The sequence below is a fragment of the Paraburkholderia sp. genome (assembly GCF_049581445.1).
Taxonomy (GTDB): Bacteria; Pseudomonadota; Gammaproteobacteria; order Burkholderiales; family Burkholderiaceae; genus Paraburkholderia.
Genome location: NZ_JBAURZ010000198.1, coordinates 1 through 16,047 on the forward strand (window position 1 = coordinate 1; position 16,047 = coordinate 16,047).

16 protein-coding genes, 1 tRNA gene and 1 pseudogene are annotated in these 16,047 nt (G+C 59.7%); 11 read left to right on the forward strand and 7 right to left on the reverse strand.

The window, feature by feature from the left end:
* The coding region (locus WCA85_RS17235; protein WP_424065882.1) for a TetR/AcrR family transcriptional regulator at positions 1-747 on the reverse strand (747 nt) is incomplete at its 3' end.
* Between the two features lie 130 nt (positions 748-877).
* Here WCA85_RS17235 and WCA85_RS17240 point away from each other — a divergent pair.
* The gene (locus tag WCA85_RS17240) at positions 878-1,861 is read left to right on the forward strand and encodes an NAD-dependent epimerase/dehydratase family protein (RefSeq protein WP_424065883.1); all 984 of its coding nucleotides are present in this window, start codon (positions 878-880) and stop codon (positions 1,859-1,861) included.
* Positions 1,862-1,968: 107 nt separating this feature from the next.
* Here the strand turns inward: WCA85_RS17240 and WCA85_RS17245 are convergent, their stop codons facing one another.
* On the reverse strand, positions 1,969-2,253 hold the full coding sequence (locus tag WCA85_RS17245) for a DUF1488 domain-containing protein (RefSeq protein WP_424065885.1): 285 nt from the start codon (positions 2,251-2,253) through the stop codon (positions 1,969-1,971).
* 525 nt (positions 2,254-2,778) lie between these two features.
* On the opposite strand from WCA85_RS17245, the gene WCA85_RS17250 reads away from it, so the two are divergent.
* Both WCA85_RS17250 and WCA85_RS17255 read left to right on the forward strand, forming a co-directional pair.
* Entirely contained in the window at positions 2,779-4,401 is a 1,623-nt protein-coding gene (locus WCA85_RS17250; RefSeq protein WP_424065887.1) for a glycosyltransferase family 39 protein, read from the forward strand.
* Between the two features lie 466 nt (positions 4,402-4,867).
* On the forward strand, positions 4,868-6,244 hold the full coding sequence (locus tag WCA85_RS17255) for a hypothetical protein (protein ID WP_424065888.1): 1,377 nt from the start codon (positions 4,868-4,870) through the stop codon (positions 6,242-6,244).
* Between the two features lie 181 nt (positions 6,245-6,425).
* On the opposite strand, the gene WCA85_RS17260 is transcribed toward WCA85_RS17255, so the two are convergent.
* The gene (locus tag WCA85_RS17260; protein ID WP_424065889.1) at positions 6,426-6,812 is read right to left on the reverse strand and encodes a GtrA family protein; all 387 of its coding nucleotides are present in this window, start codon (positions 6,810-6,812) and stop codon (positions 6,426-6,428) included.
* A 19-nt stretch (positions 6,813-6,831) separates the two neighbouring features.
* Entirely contained in the window at positions 6,832-7,905 is a 1,074-nt protein-coding gene (locus tag WCA85_RS17265; RefSeq protein WP_424065891.1) for a glycosyltransferase family 2 protein, read from the reverse strand.
* A 422-nt stretch (positions 7,906-8,327) separates the two neighbouring features.
* Here WCA85_RS17265 and WCA85_RS17270 point away from each other — a divergent pair, with 422 nt between their 5' ends.
* Together WCA85_RS17270 and WCA85_RS17275 are read left to right on the forward strand one after the other, a co-directional pair.
* Positions 8,328-9,575, forward strand: coding sequence for an acyltransferase family protein (locus WCA85_RS17270; protein WP_424065893.1), 1,248 nt, complete (start codon positions 8,328-8,330; stop codon positions 9,573-9,575).
* Positions 9,576-9,906: 331 nt separating this feature from the next.
* Positions 9,907-10,260 (forward strand): hypothetical protein, encoded by a 354-nt coding sequence (locus WCA85_RS17275; protein ID WP_424065895.1) that lies wholly within the window; start codon positions 9,907-9,909, stop codon positions 10,258-10,260.
* Positions 10,261-10,281: 21 nt separating this feature from the next.
* Here WCA85_RS17275 and WCA85_RS17280 read toward each other — a convergent pair whose 3' ends face one another.
* Positions 10,282-10,614, reverse strand: a complete 333-nt coding sequence (locus tag WCA85_RS17280) for a DMT family transporter (RefSeq protein WP_424065906.1) — start codon at positions 10,612-10,614, stop codon at positions 10,282-10,284.
* 10 nt (positions 10,615-10,624) lie between these two features.
* Positions 10,625-11,122, reverse strand: coding sequence for a heme-degrading domain-containing protein (locus tag WCA85_RS17285; protein ID WP_424065896.1), 498 nt, complete (start codon positions 11,120-11,122; stop codon positions 10,625-10,627).
* Positions 11,123-11,346: 224 nt separating this feature from the next.
* Between WCA85_RS17285 and WCA85_RS17290 the strand changes: the two genes are divergently transcribed.
* A tRNA-Met gene (locus WCA85_RS17290) sits at positions 11,347-11,423 on the forward strand.
* Positions 11,424-11,680: 257 nt separating this feature from the next.
* Here WCA85_RS17290 and WCA85_RS17295 read toward each other — a convergent pair.
* Complete coding sequence (locus WCA85_RS17295) at positions 11,681-11,926, reverse strand: hypothetical protein (protein ID WP_424065898.1); 246 nt, start codon at positions 11,924-11,926, stop codon at positions 11,681-11,683.
* An 811-nt stretch (positions 11,927-12,737) separates the two neighbouring features.
* Between WCA85_RS17295 and WCA85_RS17300 the strand changes: the two genes are divergently transcribed.
* The 5 genes and pseudogenes from WCA85_RS17300 to WCA85_RS17320 all read left to right on the forward strand — a co-directional run.
* Positions 12,738-13,211, forward strand: a complete 474-nt coding sequence (locus tag WCA85_RS17300; protein ID WP_424065899.1) for a PAAR domain-containing protein — start codon at positions 12,738-12,740, stop codon at positions 13,209-13,211.
* Positions 13,212-13,568: 357 nt separating this feature from the next.
* Positions 13,569-14,114, forward strand: a complete 546-nt coding sequence (locus WCA85_RS17305) for an NUDIX hydrolase (protein WP_424065901.1) — start codon at positions 13,569-13,571, stop codon at positions 14,112-14,114.
* Between the two features lie 11 nt (positions 14,115-14,125).
* The gene (aat, locus tag WCA85_RS17310) at positions 14,126-14,863 is read left to right on the forward strand and encodes a leucyl/phenylalanyl-tRNA--protein transferase (RefSeq protein ID WP_424065902.1); all 738 of its coding nucleotides are present in this window, start codon (positions 14,126-14,128) and stop codon (positions 14,861-14,863) included.
* Between the two features lie 72 nt (positions 14,864-14,935).
* Positions 14,936-15,757: an arginyltransferase gene (locus tag WCA85_RS17315; protein ID WP_424065904.1), complete on the forward strand. Its 822-nt coding sequence runs from the start codon at positions 14,936-14,938 to the stop codon at positions 15,755-15,757.
* 153 nt (positions 15,758-15,910) lie between these two features.
* Positions 15,911-16,047: pseudogene (locus tag WCA85_RS17320) on the forward strand (quinone-dependent dihydroorotate dehydrogenase); the annotation flags it as partial.

Sequence of the window (16,047 nt, forward strand, 5' to 3'; positions counted from 1 at the left end):
GGCTGAGGGTGCGCCGGTTGCGGGTGTGCCGGCTTCGGACGCGCCCGACGAGGCCGCCGCGACGTCACGGGTCTGCGGGGATTCGCCGAACCACGCGGTCAAGGTGACATCGATCAACGTGTCGAGCGGCACGCTCGGGAATACCGGACACGTGAGATTGAGGGCCACGATGCCATGCATCGAGGCCCAGAAAGCCTCAGCGAGGATCGCACCATCCACCGACTTCGGGAGGCGTCCGGCGGCTTTCAGTTCGTCGAGGGCACCCACCATCATGCGCATGGCTGCGTCGCTGGATTCGTCGCTCGCTGCGGGGTTGATCACAATGGACGCTTGCCCTGTCCCCAGTTGCCCCCCCACCTTGCCTGCATCCGCGGCGTGGCTGAGGGCCGCACCCATGTAGGTGGGATCCTCCATAAAGATCAACCGGTAGGTTTCCGGATGCGCCACCCCGAACGCCACATACGCGCGGGCAAGCCCCCGCAAACGCTCAGCGGCGTCCGCAATCTCCGCAAGAGGCTCGAAGGTGCTCAGAAGTTGAGCATATCCCTCCGCGCACAAAGCCCGCGCAATCTCGTCGCGGCTCTCGAAGTGGAGATAAAGCGTGGCCGGAGAATATTCGATGGCATCGGCGATCTTGCGCATGGAGAGCGCCGCGAACCCTTCACGCACCACGATGCGCCGGGCCGCATCCAGGATGCGTTCGCGGAGTGCCTGCTTCTGACGAGTCTTTCGTTCTGTGATTCCCATGCCGCATTTTCCGGTTGACAAACTGAAAAGTCAAATTAAACTGAACACTGTTTATTGAACACCGTTCACAATATTTTCAATTGTCAACCAGCGGACGCACGACCATCTGCCGGCCATTCAAGGATTCGTTATGGAAACCATCGGGAAAGTCGGTCTATTCGGCGCCGCAGGCGCAATCGGTCACAGCATTGGCGCCGCCCTGCGCGCGGCCGGGCGGGATTATCGGGTCATTGGGCGCTCGCGGGCGCCGCTCGAGGCGGCCTTCGGCCAGGATCCTCACGCGGAAATCACCCTCTGGAATCCCGACAACCCGGCTTCCATCGCGGCGGCAGCCAAAGGACTACAGACAGCGATCTATCTGGTAGGTGTGCCGTACAACCAGTTCGCGGCGCATCCGCCGCTGATGGAGAGGACGCTCGCCGGACTCACTGCGGCCGGCGTCGAGCGTCTTATCCTGATCGGCACGGTTTATCCGTATGGCCGGGCGCGTGGCAATCCTGGGATCGGCCATCCCGTAACAGAAAACCATCCGCGCGAGCCACATACCTTCAAAGGCCAGATGCGGCTTGAGCAGGAAAACCGGGTATTGGATGCGCACGGCCGCAACGGACTGTCGACGCTGGTGCTGCGCCTGCCGGACTTCTACGGTCCGCGTATCGAGCGCAGCCTGTTGAACGGCGTATTCGAAGGCGCGGCGCGCGGCACGCGCGCACAGATGATCGGCCCGATCGACGTGCCACATGAGTTCATCTTCGTGCCGGACGTGGGTCCGGTTGTGGAGACGCTTACGCGCACACCGGGGGCATACGGCCGCTGGTTACATCTGGCCGGCGCCGGCACCATAACCCAGCGGGAGGTGGCCAGGCAGGCGTATGCGCTCGCCGGACGCGAACCCAAGCTGATGGTGGCCGGCAAGCCGATGTTGCGATTGCTCGGCCTGTTGAACCCGATCGTGCGGGAACTGGTGGAAATGAATTACCTGATGACCGATCCGGTGATGCTCGATGACAGCGCGCTGCACACGTTGATCGGGCCGATCCAGAAAACCCCTTACGAGGACGGGATCCGCAGGTCATTCGCAGCCGCTCGTGAGGGGATGAAAGACGCGGCCTGACGCGTACGTGCGTCAGGCACGGAAAGGGGCGGAATGCCTGCGGAGAACATGAGGGATAACACTGCGGACGACGCGCATACCCCGTGCAGGCGGCCCGTTGAAGGTCCCTAGCCGGGCACATTGCCCGGCGGAAAGTGCCCGCTCTTGAGCAGCACCGGCGAACCATGCGTGATCTCCAGATGCTCGCGTGCAACCGCCTCGATGAGTCCACGGCCGGCGTCGAACGCGCGCATCCAACCTTCGCGGTCCGCCGGGGGTGCGCCGAAATGATCTTCGAGCGCCTCGACCGAAATTGCACAAGGCACTTGTTGTCCGTCAACCAGCGCCGCGAACACCACCGTCAGGTTAGAACCGCGGTAGGCGGGAGCGTCGGCGGGAAACATGATGTCCATAGTCAGGTCCTCGATAATGCGTGCCGGAAGCGCCATTTTATCCGGCTAGCCAGCTTCGTCCGATGGGCGTCCATGTTAGCGCGCCCCGATGTGAAACGCACCAGGGACGGCTGCCGCGCGTGAAAAATGTGTTCTGGCGGGAAGGACCTGGAAAGCAAGTTGAAAACCAGCAGAAACGTCGCCCGGAACCGAGTCCTTCCCATTCGCGGATTCGCCACATGCGGATTTCACAAGTGGGTGCGCCGACGCACAAACTCGCTGGGCACTCGCTGGCAGAATTCGCCGTAGGACGCGGGCATGGCGTGTCGTTGACGATTGTCGCCGCGAGGTCCGCACAAGCTTCGGCGACACTGGCTGCCACGTTACACACACCGACAATCAGGCAACGCCGGGAACCATCCTGGCACGCCAGTCCAGTTATCGCGCGAGGAGCTCTCGCGCCCGGTGAGACAGCCTGGCGGGTGGCGTTTGCGGCGAGACCCGTTGCATCCAGGTTTTCATCATATGCAGAGGACACGGGGCACAATGCAACTTGACACGACTCACGCACAAGCAAGCGCCGCCCCGGCCAGCCCGGACTTCGGCCAAGCCGCCGCAGAGATGCGTGCGAGTCGCGACGGTACACCTGCAGCGCTGCGCTCCAACAGCAGGCTCCTCGCCGCAGTGACCGCAGTGGTGATTGTCGGGCTCCTGCTGCGCCTGCCCACCCTTGTGAGCCGCTCCGTGTGGATGGATGAGGCCTACAGCTACTGGTTCATGACGCTCTCATGGGCGGATTTGTGGTTCAAAGTGCCATTCTATGAAACACACCCTCCCTTCTACTATTCGCTGCTGAAACTCTGGACGATGCTCGCCGGGTCGTCAGAAGCCGGCATGCGTTCGCTCTCTGTCCTCGCGAGCCTGGGCACGATCGCGCTCACCGGCTTCGCGCCGCGGCTGGTCGGATTGGGAAAGCGTTATGACCGCGTCGGGATCGTCGCAGCGCTGCTGCTCGCATTCAACGAGGGCAGTATCGAGTATGCGCAACAAGCGCGTCCTTATGCACTGCAGACGCTATTTTGCACGTTGATGATCGTGGCTTCCGTCGTTCTCCTCAAGCGCATGCTGATCGACGAACGCCAGGGCACGGCGATCAAGGCACAGCGATTCGTTTACGTATCGCTGGGTCTGTGTTCCGGCATCGTCCTGTGGCTTCACAACACCAGCCCTTTCATCATCCTGGGAAACTGGCTTGGAATTTTCGCTGCCATTCTCCTGTTCTCCCAGCACAAACGCTACGACCTGGTTGTTTCGATCAAGGCACTCCTTATCGCCCTCGTGATATGGAGCCCCTGCGTCCCAATCACGCTCATCGAATCCAGAACGGTAGCCACCGCGTTCTGGGCCACGATTTCCCCGAAGATGCTTAGTTGGCCATTCACGTTGGCCGCGGGTGGGAAATTCGCGTTCATTCCCGCGATCATCGTGTGTGTGCTCGGATGGTTCCAGATCTACAAGGCCAGGAAGCCGCTGGCGCTCTATACCGCAGCGATATTGTTCGCGCCAGTGCTCGGCGTTTTCCTCGCATCCTATCTGTTCACGCCAATCTTTGTCGTGCGTACGTTTGAATGGATGGCGCCGCTCTTTATTTTCCTCGTCGCCCTTGGCTTGTTTGCACCGGGAAAAATGGAGAAGCTAAAGTTCGTAATCCTTCCCATCATTCTAATTCTCTGCATTGGACAGGACGTGAAGTACTACCAGGCGCCCGCCCAGGACCTGCGTGGCGCGGCGCAATACCTCGCGACACATTACGAGCCGGGTGACCTGGTGCTCGTTTATCCGAATGAACTCGAGGTCGGCCTGCACTACTACCTGCACCCGTTGCCGAATTCGTTTGAACTTGCCGCCGTGCCGGCGCGCTACCCTGCAATTGGGCTGCCCCGCCCCTACTTCGGCAGCAACAAGGGAACGCCGACCGCTATCGAAGGTGATAAGGCGCAAATCGCCAGTGCGGTGGCCATGCATAAGCGCGTCTGGTTCGTGGGCGACTGGAACGGTCCGGACGGGAAGATGGATGTGGTGACCAGCGAACTCTGTCGGGAGCGCGGCAAACCCATTTCGTCGTTTGATTTCACGGGTATCACAATCACCTTGTTTGCCGGAAAGTAGACAGCCCTTGCGCCTGCTCTCATTGCTGCCTTCTTTGGGGGCGCAGCGCGAGTGACTCAATTGACGCCGCCGCACATTGCGCACTGTCTGGACCCGTAACTTCCAGCAAACCAGCAAAAAATAGAACGATGAACTGATCTCGATCCATGCATACGGGATCAGTTGGAATCCGTTGCATTGGGGGATGTAGATGTTCGGTTTAAAGTCTATCGTTGCCGGTCCCAAGCTGGTTTCATGTTTGACCGGGATTCTGATCTTCGCCTGTGGCGCAGGAATTCTGCTTGGCCCGATTGTCAACGGCCACGACACCTATATTTCGTTTTCGCATGTGGAGATATGGGTCAACGCCTTGAAAGCAGGCGATGTGGCTTCGACCTGGACTCCCGTCGATGCGAATGGCTTCGGCTCGCCCATGCCATTTTTCTATCACAAGCTATTCAATCTCGTCGCTGCGGCGCTGACTCTCGTGACCGGCGACATCGTCACGGGCTTTCGGCTCGGCGCCCTGTTCTTCGCTGCGCTCATGCTATACGGTATGTGCGCGTGTGCTGCCCGACTGGGTGCCGATCGCCGCTCGCAACTTGTCATCGCCATTGCGTGCGTGTTGTCTCCGTACGCTGTCGTCTGTTTGATCGCGCGCGGTGCGGTAGCGGAATACTCGGCGATGGCGCTCATTCCGCTCGGAATTGCGCTCACCTTCGATCTGTTCAATGCAGAGCGAAGCAGCCGGCGCTCCGTCGAACTGTTTCTCCTGCTGATTTTGCTAGCGCTGGCCCACCTAGTCATCTTTCTCGCGGCTGCCGGCATGTTGCTCGTACTTGCACTGTATCTGATCGTCCGCTCTCCTGGCCGAGGCATCCACCTCCTTGCAGCAAGCGGCGGCGCGCTTTTACTGTTCGTTATCCTTATCTATGTTCCGTTCACGGTCTGGGGGGCTTTCTTCTGTCCGGCTCAGGCCCAGCTTCATGGTCTGCCGGGAGATAACGCCGTCTCGCTGATTCGTATTTTTTCGCCCAACCCGGGCTCATGGTTCGCCTGGCCCATTCCGGTATTACTGATCGGCCTAGCTGTTCAGTTCAGACATCGCCAGGGGCGGCGCTCGACTATCGTCATCATCCTGGGTGTAGCGGCCTTCCTTGTGACGCTTTGCATGACTCGTCTGGCAGCGCCGCTATGGCGGTCCTCGGAGCTGCTGAACTTCGTGCAGTTTCCGTGGCGACTTTTATCCATCACAACGCCAATGATTTTCGTTGCATTTGCAGGCATGCTGGAGCAAGTGCCCGTGGCGCTGAAACGTTGCGCCCAGATCGGACTTCTCACGATCACAGCGGTCAACGTAGGGGGAAGCCTGCTCTCCGTGAAAAGCATTTACACCACGATCCCCGTTGCCGAACTCCGTCATGAAATGCCGTCCACCGGGCCCGGACCCGATGCGGGTGGAGAATACTTTCCCGCCCGCTATGAGGACCAACTGGCGGCTAGCCCAGACATTCTCAAGGTCAAGGCCAGCTCCGTGCTACCCGCCCGGCGAAGTCTGGTTGAAAGCACAGGTGGTTGCGGGTTCAAGCAGATTTCCGGGGTGACTTACTTCCGAACCCTGCAGATCAGCGCAACCTGTAACACGGATGGCACAGTCCAGATAAACCAGTTCTCTACGCCGTTTCTGGCTGTCACCGCCACGAACGCGGAGGACGGAACCGTTGCGCTGCCCATTCGAGGCGGCCCATTCATCGAGTTGCCGCTCTCGAGAGGCAACTGGAGTATCGTCGTCAGACAGCGCAGCTACCTGGAACTGGTGAAGATGGCATGGGAAGGAAAGCTCAGGCGGGGCAATTCTGGTTAGACGGTTGCGTCAGGGTACCAGGACGTGCGGGCTCGATGGGCAGTTGGCAGGCCCAGATCGCAAATGGGTCAATGAAAGAGGCCTATAGCCCAGGCCAATGGAACAAGCTACCGAACGCGTAAATCATCCGCACCCGCCGGCAGCGGGCAGCGGGCAGCGGGCAGCGGGCAGCGGGCGATTTTCACGATTCAGCGTTGCCTGGCTCGCCTTGTTGCCTGAAGGTCCAAATAGAATTGACCATGAAGGTCAGCACCAGTACGAGGCCGGTCGCCACCATCTGCGCGAGGATGTAGTTAACCTGATTATCTTCGGCCAATACTTTCATGACCAGCCCGTTGATCAGCACGCCGCAGCCCGCGGTCAGGGCGAACTTAGGCAACGTGTCGCGATGACGTGCGTTCGATCTGAAAGTAATGCGGCGATTCAGGCCGTAATTGACGATCGCGCCAACGATCGCCCCGCTCACCGACCCGACGATCGGGCTGCCGTGGCCGAGAGAAACGATCCCGACTAAGACCAGATACTGCGCCAGCGTGCCGACCGCGCCAACTCCCGCATAGGTCGTCATCTTGACGAGCAGTCGACCCTTAGCCATTGTTCGCTACGACGTTCTGATAGCGGTTCTTGATCAGATACACGGGCCGATTTTTCGACTCCGCATAAATGCGGCCAATGTACTCGCCCAGCACACCGATGCCAATCAACTGCACGCCGCCCAGCAACAGAACGACCGTCAGCATCGACGCGTAGCCTGGCACGGCAACACCTTGAATAAGCGTTCTAACGATCATGAATCCCGCATAAACGAAGGCGCCCAACGCGACCACGCTACCAATATACGTCCACACACGCAGCGGCAACGTACTGAAGCTGGTAAATCCTTCGAGCGCAAAGTTCCACAACTTCCAGCCCGAGAATTTTGTCTCGCCCGCCGCACGCGACTCGCGCACGTAGTCCACGACAGCGGTCCGGTAACCCACCCATGCGAACAACCCTTTCATGAAGCGGCGTGTTTCGGGCAGTTTCTTCAGGGCATTAGCGACTTCCCGCGTAATCAGCCGGAAGTCGCCGACGTTCTCCGGGATATGCATGTCGCAAACGGCGTTGTGCATCCGGTAGAACATTGCGGCGGTGCTGCGTTTCAGGAACGAATCCGAATCGCGATTGCTGCGGCGTGCGAGCACCACGTCATTGCCCTCGCGCCATTTTTCAACCAGCTGGACGATGACACCCGGCGGGTCCTGAAGATCGGCGTCGAAAGGAACCAGAACATCACCCACCGCCTCATCGAGCCCTGCGGACAGGGCCGCTTCCTTGCCGAAGTTACGTGTCAGGTCGATCACGCGGATGCGCCTGTCGGCATCCGAGCGCGCCAGCAGTTTGCACAACGTGCTGTCGCGACTGCCGTCGTTCACGCAGACCACTTCGAAGGTCAAACCATCGAGCGCCTCCAGCACCGGCAGCGTGGCGGCGAAAAACCGCTCGATCATCTCCTCTTCGTTGTAAAACGGCACGACCAGCGACAGCAACGGGACGTGCGCCACACCAGCGGTCGGGACAGGCAAAGGCGCGGGCCGGGTGTCGCCTGCGGCCGGAAAGCCGGGCTGCAACCCTCCCAGATTGGGAATATCCAGCAGTTGTTCGCGGCCGATATAGTTCATGATTCGCCTCTTTGACAAAAGCAGCAACCGCAACGGGATGGCGTCAAACCAAGCCGCTTGCGTGTCGGCCCCGTAGCCTGTGCTTGAATGTAATGCGGATCGGCTTAGCTGTTTGTTGCCGCGCCCACATTCGCGCAGCCATGGGGAATTCCCAATTCGCAATCGCGCTATGCGGACGTTCATCCCCCGCGCATCCACGCCCGGCGGAGGTTGTTCAGGACACCCGGCTGCCAGCTTCAGTCTGGGTATGTTCGTGGGCGAACAATCGCGCCTGCGCTCCTCGCATACCATAGGCCTGCGCGGGACTTGACAGTGCCGTCCCCGCATCGGGCCCGCGGCGAAACCGTGTCGATCGTGCGGTATCCCGCCTGTATCGGGCTGATGCATCGTGCCTGGCACCTGCGACTTCGAAGGGCGATACGATGACCCCGCATCTGATCATCTCGGACATTTACAGGCCGTGGTACATCATCCCGGTTATCGCGATGCTGCTGTGGCTCTTCTCGACACGCCACTTCACGTTTCTCGATGAGCCTCCCACACAAAACGAGCGTCGTTCAGCGAACGTCGATGGCTTGCGCGGTTTCCTCGCGCTGGGCGTTTTTCTCGCGCACGCGTCCGGCTACGCTACCTACGTGACGACAGGCTACTGGGGAGGCGGTCCGAGCCTCTTCTTCAATCTTCTGGGCAGCGCAGGCGTTGCGCTTTTCTTCATCATCACGAGCTACCTGTTCTGGGGAAAGGCCATTGCGGGCGCCAGCAGCATCCACGATGCGCGGGAGTACTGCCGCTATCTGTCTGGCCTGTATCTCGCACGATTCTTTCGTATCGCCCCGCTGTACTACTTCGTGATCGCCTTCATGCTGGCGATCGTCCTGTCGGTGACCGGCCCCCATCTGTACGTGAGTCCGGCGCGGCTTTTTTCGGAAATCTGCAACTGGTTGCTGCTGGGTATTGGCGCTAACGTATGGGTCAACGGCTACGGCGGTCCACCAATGATGACCGGTATGGTCTGGACTCTGGGATGGGAGTGGTATTTCTATTTTTCGCTTGCGGCAACCTCGCTCGTGGCGTTTTCACGCATGGGGCGTCTGGTTTTTCCAGTGTTGATCTTCGCCATTTCAGCCCTGTTCATCCTGAACGGTCGTGAGGCGTCCTTCTCGTACATCATTCTGTTTAGCACCGGCATGATTTTCGCCGCGTTGCCGGGCCGCATGCTTCACGTTGCGCTTTCGAAGCCGGCAAAATCGGTGGCGGCATTGATATTGATTGCCGCGGTGTACTCCGGTGTGGCGACCTCGCATACGCTGATTCAAACGCTGCTGATCGCGGCGCTGTTCTATCTCATCATCAGCGGCTGCGATCTGTTTGGACTCTTGAGAACACGAGCGGCGCAGCGCCTCGGCGCGATCAGCTACAGCATTTACCTGACACACGGCATATGTTTGCATCTGGTGTTTTCGAACCCGCGAATTGCGCAGTTCGCGCTCGGCTCGGTGCTGCAATATTGGAGCGTTGTGTTGTTTGCGGCGGTGGTCGTGACAGTTTTCTCGTCGTTGACCTTTATCTGCATCGAGCGGCCCGGTATCGCAATTGGCCGCTCGCTGCTGCGTCGCTCGGGGCTCACGCGGAGCAAAAGACCGGTGCCCACCACCGCAGCAACAGCCTGAAAAGCGGCCGGTCAGCCGGCACGTGTGAAGGGCCACCGGGATTGCTCAACGCGAACTTACATAAGCGGTAGGCGCGTACCCATACGGTGGGCGGAAAAGCCCTCGCCGTTCAAAACCAGAGATAATCCCAAGTTGTAACTTCTGCATCCGGATGTGTGTCTTCGGGCACCACAGGCCGGGTGGGATGTCCAATTCACTTCGTAACGCGCGCCGCCTGCGGGTGTTGTCGGCTGCCGTCCGGTGCCTTTTTGCGATGTTCGGCGCCGCATGGCGCCGAAGACATCGGCGCGGCGAATCCCACAACAGACACGTGATTCAGGAGAACAAGAGAATGAAGTCTTTCGAACAACGCGATCTGTCTAAACTTTTCACCGCAAGCGCGCGCATCGCGGCCGCATGTGCCACCGCCGCGTTGATCGCATCCCTCTCGGCGTGCGCGTCATCGAATACCACTTCGCTCATCAATCTGCCGAACGGCGAAACCGGTTTTGCGGTGAACTGCAGCGGCGCCGACGCCGGCTCGAGCTGGGCGTCCTGCTATGTTCAGGCAGGCAAGGCATGTGGTGCCACGGGCTATGACATCGTGTCGAAAGACAACGACGAAGGCGGCGCAGCCGGCGGCGGCGTCACCAACGTTGTTTCGGCCAACGTGAAAAACCGCTCGATGATCATTCGCTGCAAATAGTCTCGCGCATCGCTCGAGGCGTCAGTGCGCCTGCATCTTGGAGAACAGGTTCAACACGACGACACCCGAAATGATGAGCCCCAGTCCAATGATTGCCGGCAGATCGGGCATCTGCCGGTACAAGACGGCAGCGACGAGAGTGATCAGAACAATGCCGACGCCCGACCAGACCGCGTAGACCACGCCGACTGGAATGCTTTTGAGCGTCAACGAAAGGCAATAGAACGCTATGCCGTAACCGACTACGACGACTACGGAAAACAGCAGGCGCGAGAAACCTTCCGACGCCCGCAACGCGGACGTCGCGATTACTTCGGCAACAATCGCAATGGCGAGCAGCACATAGGGATGCAGACGCATTGCGTTAGGCCTTTTCGAGCGCGAGCTTGCTGAAGTCGTGACCGAGATGCGCGCACAACGCTTCCACGACCAGTTCGTGATCGGCGCGTTGCGGCAGCCCCGACACGGTCACCGAGCCGATCACACCGGCGCTCGCTACTTTCAGCGGAAATGCGCCGCCGTGCGTCGCATAGTCGGCCAGCGGCAAGCCATACTTTTCGGTGACGGTACTACCCGCCTTCTGCAGGCTCAGACCCATCGCATACGAACTGCGCCGAAAATGGGCCACGGTATTGCCCTTGCGACGCGCCCAGTCGACATTGTCAGGGGTCGCACCGGCCAGCGCGCTAAAGAATAGCGGTTGTCCGAAGGTGCGGATGTCGATGGCCAGCCCAAGTCCGCGAGCCTTCGCCAGCTCGTGCAGATAAGCACCAAGCTGCCAGGCGCGATCAGCATCGAAGTGTGGGAACACCAAGGCATTTTCCTGAGCGAGAATCTGCTGCAGATCGTGAACGATATCCATGAGCGGAAGATGCGAAAGTAAAATGTGAGAGATGCGGCGCCGCAACGCTGCTGCACGGCGATGCGGATAGAACACGGATTCTAGCGCAGCGATTCGCTGAGCCAACCTTCGGCAATCTGCCATATGGCATCCACAGGCATGCTGCATGCGTCGCCGTTGAGACCCGCTTTTAAAAAGCTGTTGCACCACGATGCAATGTGTCCTATAATCTTTTCTTCGACGGACGCGGGGTGGAGCAGTCTGGCAGCTCGTCGGGCTCATAACCCGAAGGTCGTAGGTTCAAATCCTACCCCCGCAACCAAGCAAATCAAGGGCTTACAACGCATCAGCGTGTAAGCCTTTTTGCTTTTGGGCGTCTGTGTAACCGGCAACGGGCAACATCTCCGCGGCTATCCGCCGAGCTACTTCAAAAAGAACATGTTGCGCCTCGTGATCTGCGCGCCCCCTTGACTCTGGACGCAAGACCGGCCATCACCGGGATTTTGGAACGCTGCGGCAGTTCGGTTACCTAAGTTTCGAGGCTTGACAAGCGCAAGCCCGCCGTCCCGGGAATCTCATTCACCGGTCCACTCCAGCCTGTGCGGCCTTACTGCCACATGTGCCAAGGTGCGTCTGGTACCCTGCGATTCGTGCCTCCAGCGCCTGTACGCGTGAGGCCGCGTCATTACGCCCTGCGCCCGCAAACACGTCATCGCCCAGCAAACCGTCGATTTCGTCCTCGGCGGCTTTGATCTGGCTGTGGATGAAGTCACAGTTCACCTGTCCAGCCTTTGCCACCGAACCATTGGCCAGTTGCTGCCGCAACGTGCCGATTTCAACGCCCTCGATATTCGCTGTGCTAGTAAGTTATACATTGGACTGCGTTAAGGTCGAAATCTGCTGTTTCGCTATGGACAGATCCGTCTCGCACCGGGTGTTGTCGCCCGTCATTGAGCCTAACTTCTCGGCGTCACCGACTCTTGCTTGCGTTAGCCCAATCCAGTAGCCCGCGCTCCCGAATGCTACAAGCGTTGACACGATGCCGACGAGATGGGCCGGCCTCAGCGCCGCAATAGCAAGATGAGCGAAGGAGGAATCTACCGTGATGAGAAGATCGAGATTTTGAAGTATCGCGAGCGTATCGGCGAAGTCCTCGATCAGTGGGCCCAAGGTAGGTACATCAAACTCGTCTGACTATAGCACCGCGCGAAGCACAAGATTATGAGAAGAAGTCCTTAGAAAAAATCTACTTCATTGCTATTTTTTAAGATTCATCTCGAAAACAGAGTTACATCATAATCCGGCAGGTTTGCCAAGATGAAAGGCGGCAGGTTGTCGATGGGATTTCGTTGCGCTTTTCCGAGATCAGAGTGTTCCTGGATTATCGTATATGGATAACAGGCACGTCAGGCGTAGGGCAACGGTAAAACAAATCGAACCCACGGCAAATCAACCGTTTGAAGCCGCAACTGCCAGCCGATCGAGACAAGCGCGTCTATTACACCGTGACATTGCTGGCGTCCGACATGTCGTTGAATGCGAGGCAAAACGGGATTTTGCCGCGTTCAATGAATGGCCGCATGCGTCTTCGTAAAGAAAAGGGTCTTTTGCTGGAATAACTGCTCAGGAGAACAAGTTGCCACATCGGGTAATTATTTTGCTAGGTGACGTTACAGATCACGGTGGGAGAGTGATTAGCGGCTCGTCCAAAATTAAATTTTCCGGTCTGCCGATTGCGCGAAAGAGCGATCGTGTGAGCTGTCCTACACACGGTGAAAACGCGATACTCGGTGGAGACGACGCCTTCGCTATTGAGGGGCAGCCCGTAGCGTTGGAGGGGCAAACTACCGCCTGTGGTAGTAAGCTGATAGCCAGCCAGCGGATGTTCGACAAGGAAGAGTCAGACCACCAACACAGGCTTCTGTGGCCGCTGGTCGGATATACAGAAGACCCTATGGGGCCTACCTATGTATACGTTCAAATGCCCGACGGCACCTCCCTGGAGTTACCCGCGGGCTTTGGCACGGCGCCGCCAGATAACATTCCTGTTCAAGGTACGTTTAACCGCCTCCAGGTGGGAAATGGGCAGGTCAAGCCGGTATCGGAATGACGTGTTTCGATCCGTGATGGATCCGCCCTCGGCTCGCTGCCGGTAATCTTGCGGTGCCTCGCCAGCCGACCAACCACGGCTTTGCGCTCAATCAGCAAAAACAACCCGAAGCGCGGGACACTGACCCAATCAATCTGCAGTGCAAACCAAATCAGGCCAACCTGAATACGCCGCTAAAGCAAGACCAAGTGGTTGAGCGCAGTCGTTCGAGCGTCGATTACCCCGCCCACAGCGTAGAGGACAATCGCCGCAGGCCCCCAAGCCCGATTCCGGTCCAGCGCAACCCCATCGCCTGCGCTTGATCTCGAAACCACGCCCCGGTGATAAACTCCTATCACCATTCTCCGTGCCCCTCCTATGAAATTCTGTTCTGTCTGCGGCCACGAGGTCAGCCTGAGCATTCCGCCAGGCGACAATCGCGAGCGCTTCGTCTGCGCCAGTTGCGGCACCGTGCACTATCAGAATCCGCGCAACGTGGTCGGCACCGTCCCGGTCTGGGACGACAAGGTGCTGCTGTGCCGTCGCGCGATCGAGCCGCGCTACGGCTACTGGACCTTGCCGGCGGGTTTCATGGAAATGGGCGAGACCACTTCAGAAGCGGCCTCCCGTGAAACACTTGAGGAAGCCGGCGCGCGCGTCGAGGTGCAGAGCCTGTTCTCGCTGCTCAACGTGCCCCACGTGCATCAGGTGCATCTTTTCTACCTCGCGCGGCTGCTCGACCTGGATATCGAAGCGGGCGAAGAAAGTCTCGAGGTGCGCCTCTTTGGCGAGCACGAGATTCCATGGGACGACATCGCATTCCCGACCGTCGGCCAGACGCTGCGCTTTTTCTTTGCCGACCGCCAGTCCGGCAGCTACGGTCTGCACACCGGCGATATTTTTCGCTCGTTGCGTGAAGGCTGAGCGGCACGCGCATGGTTCCCTGGCTCGGCCCCGACGATCCCTTTCCTTCCGTTGAGCGCGCGCTCGGCGCAGCCAGCGGCGCGCCGGGTCTGCTTGCAGCGAGCGCCGACCTGCTGCCCGCACGGCTCATCGACGCTTACCGGCACGGCATCTTTCCCTGGTATTCCGATGGCCAGCCGGTGCTGTGGTGGAGCCCCGAGCCACGCATGATCTTGCGGCCGGACGAATTCAAGGTTGCACCCTCCCTGCGCAAAACGCTCAAGCGCGTGCTGCGCGAAGACGCCTGGGAAATTCGCGTCGATCACGACTTCGCCAGCGTGATGCGCGCCTGCGCGCAGGCGCCACGCCGCGGGCAGCGCGGTACCTGGATTACCGCGGACGTGGTCGAAGCCTATTCGTCGCTGCACCGGGTTGGCGACGCACACAGCATCGAGACCTGGTTCGAAGGCAAGCGCGTGGGCGGACTCTACGGCGTGTCGTTCGGCAAGATGTTCTTTGGCGAATCGATGTTCGCCGAGGTCACGGATGCTTCGAAAATCGCGCTCTCCGCGCTTGTCGGCCACTTGCGACGTCACAAAATAGAAATGATAGACTGCCAGCAGAACACGTCGCATCTGGCGTCGCTGGGCGGTCGCGAGATTGCGCGCAAGGCGTTCATCGCGCATGTCCGCGCGTCTGTCGATGCTGCGTCCATCCCTTGGCGCTTCGACAAGACGGTCCTGCTCGATGTCGTCGCGCCTGCGGCGTAACGAGCAAATCCGGGCCCGTCGTCAATTGAACCGGGTTTGCCATACCCCGAATACGCTTCGAGAGTTGCCAACGTGACGCACCCCAACGAGCTGCCGCTGTCACCGCTTTCCGCGCTGCAATTCTATGCAACAGCGCCATACCCCTGCAGTTATCTGGAGGGCCGCGTGGCGCGCTCGCAAGTCGCGACACCGAGCCATCTGATCAACTCCGACGTCTACACCGATCTCGTCAAGGCGGGCTTCCGGCGCTCGGGCGTATTCACCTACCGCCCCTATTGCGACGGCTGCCGCGCATGCGTGCCGGTGCGCGTGCCGGTCGACCAGTTCGAGCCGAACCGCACCCAGCGCAAGGTTTGGAAAAAGCACGGCGGCCTCGTCGCCACGGTGGCGCCCCTGCACTACGACGAAGAGCACTACGCGCTCTATATGCGTTACCAGTCGGCGCGTCATGCGGGTGGCGGCATGGACCGCGACAGCCGCGACCAGTACGAACAGTTTCTGCTGCAAAGCCGGATCAACTCGCGGCTGGTCGAATTCCGCGAGCCGCTGCCGGGCCATCCTGACGCGCCAGGCATCCTGCGCATGATCAGCATGATCGACATCCTCGGCGACGGGCTCTCGTCGGTCTACACGTTCTTCGAGCCGGATCAGCCGCATAGCAGCTACGGCACCTACAACATTTACTGGCAGATCGAACAGGCGCGCAGCCTTCGATTACCTTACGTCTACCTCGGCTACTGGATTCGCGAGAGCCAGAAGATGGCCTATAAGGCGAACTTCCGGCCGCTGGAAGGGCTGGTCGAAGGCAACTGGAAAGTGCTCGATCCGCACAGCCTCGAACTGGCGCCAGTCGACGCCGCGATCCACGGCCGGCGCGGCGGCCCACGCTGCTAGCCGCCACTCTGCGCCCCATCCTGCGAGCGCACCAGTCCGCAAGCGACGCGGATCATCGCCGCGCCGGGCACGATTGCCCACCGGGCCGCCCTGCCGGTTTGTTAAAGCCGTTAAAATAGCGGGTTCTCATTTTTAGCCGCCCGGCTCCGCCCCGTGTTCAGTTCCCTCTATCCGCTCGTACGCGCCCAACTCTTTCGCATGGACGCGGAAGATGCCCATCACCTGACCCTGCGCCTGCTCGGCGCGGCCGGCCGTACCGGCATCGCTGGGGCGCTCGCGCCGCGCGTGCC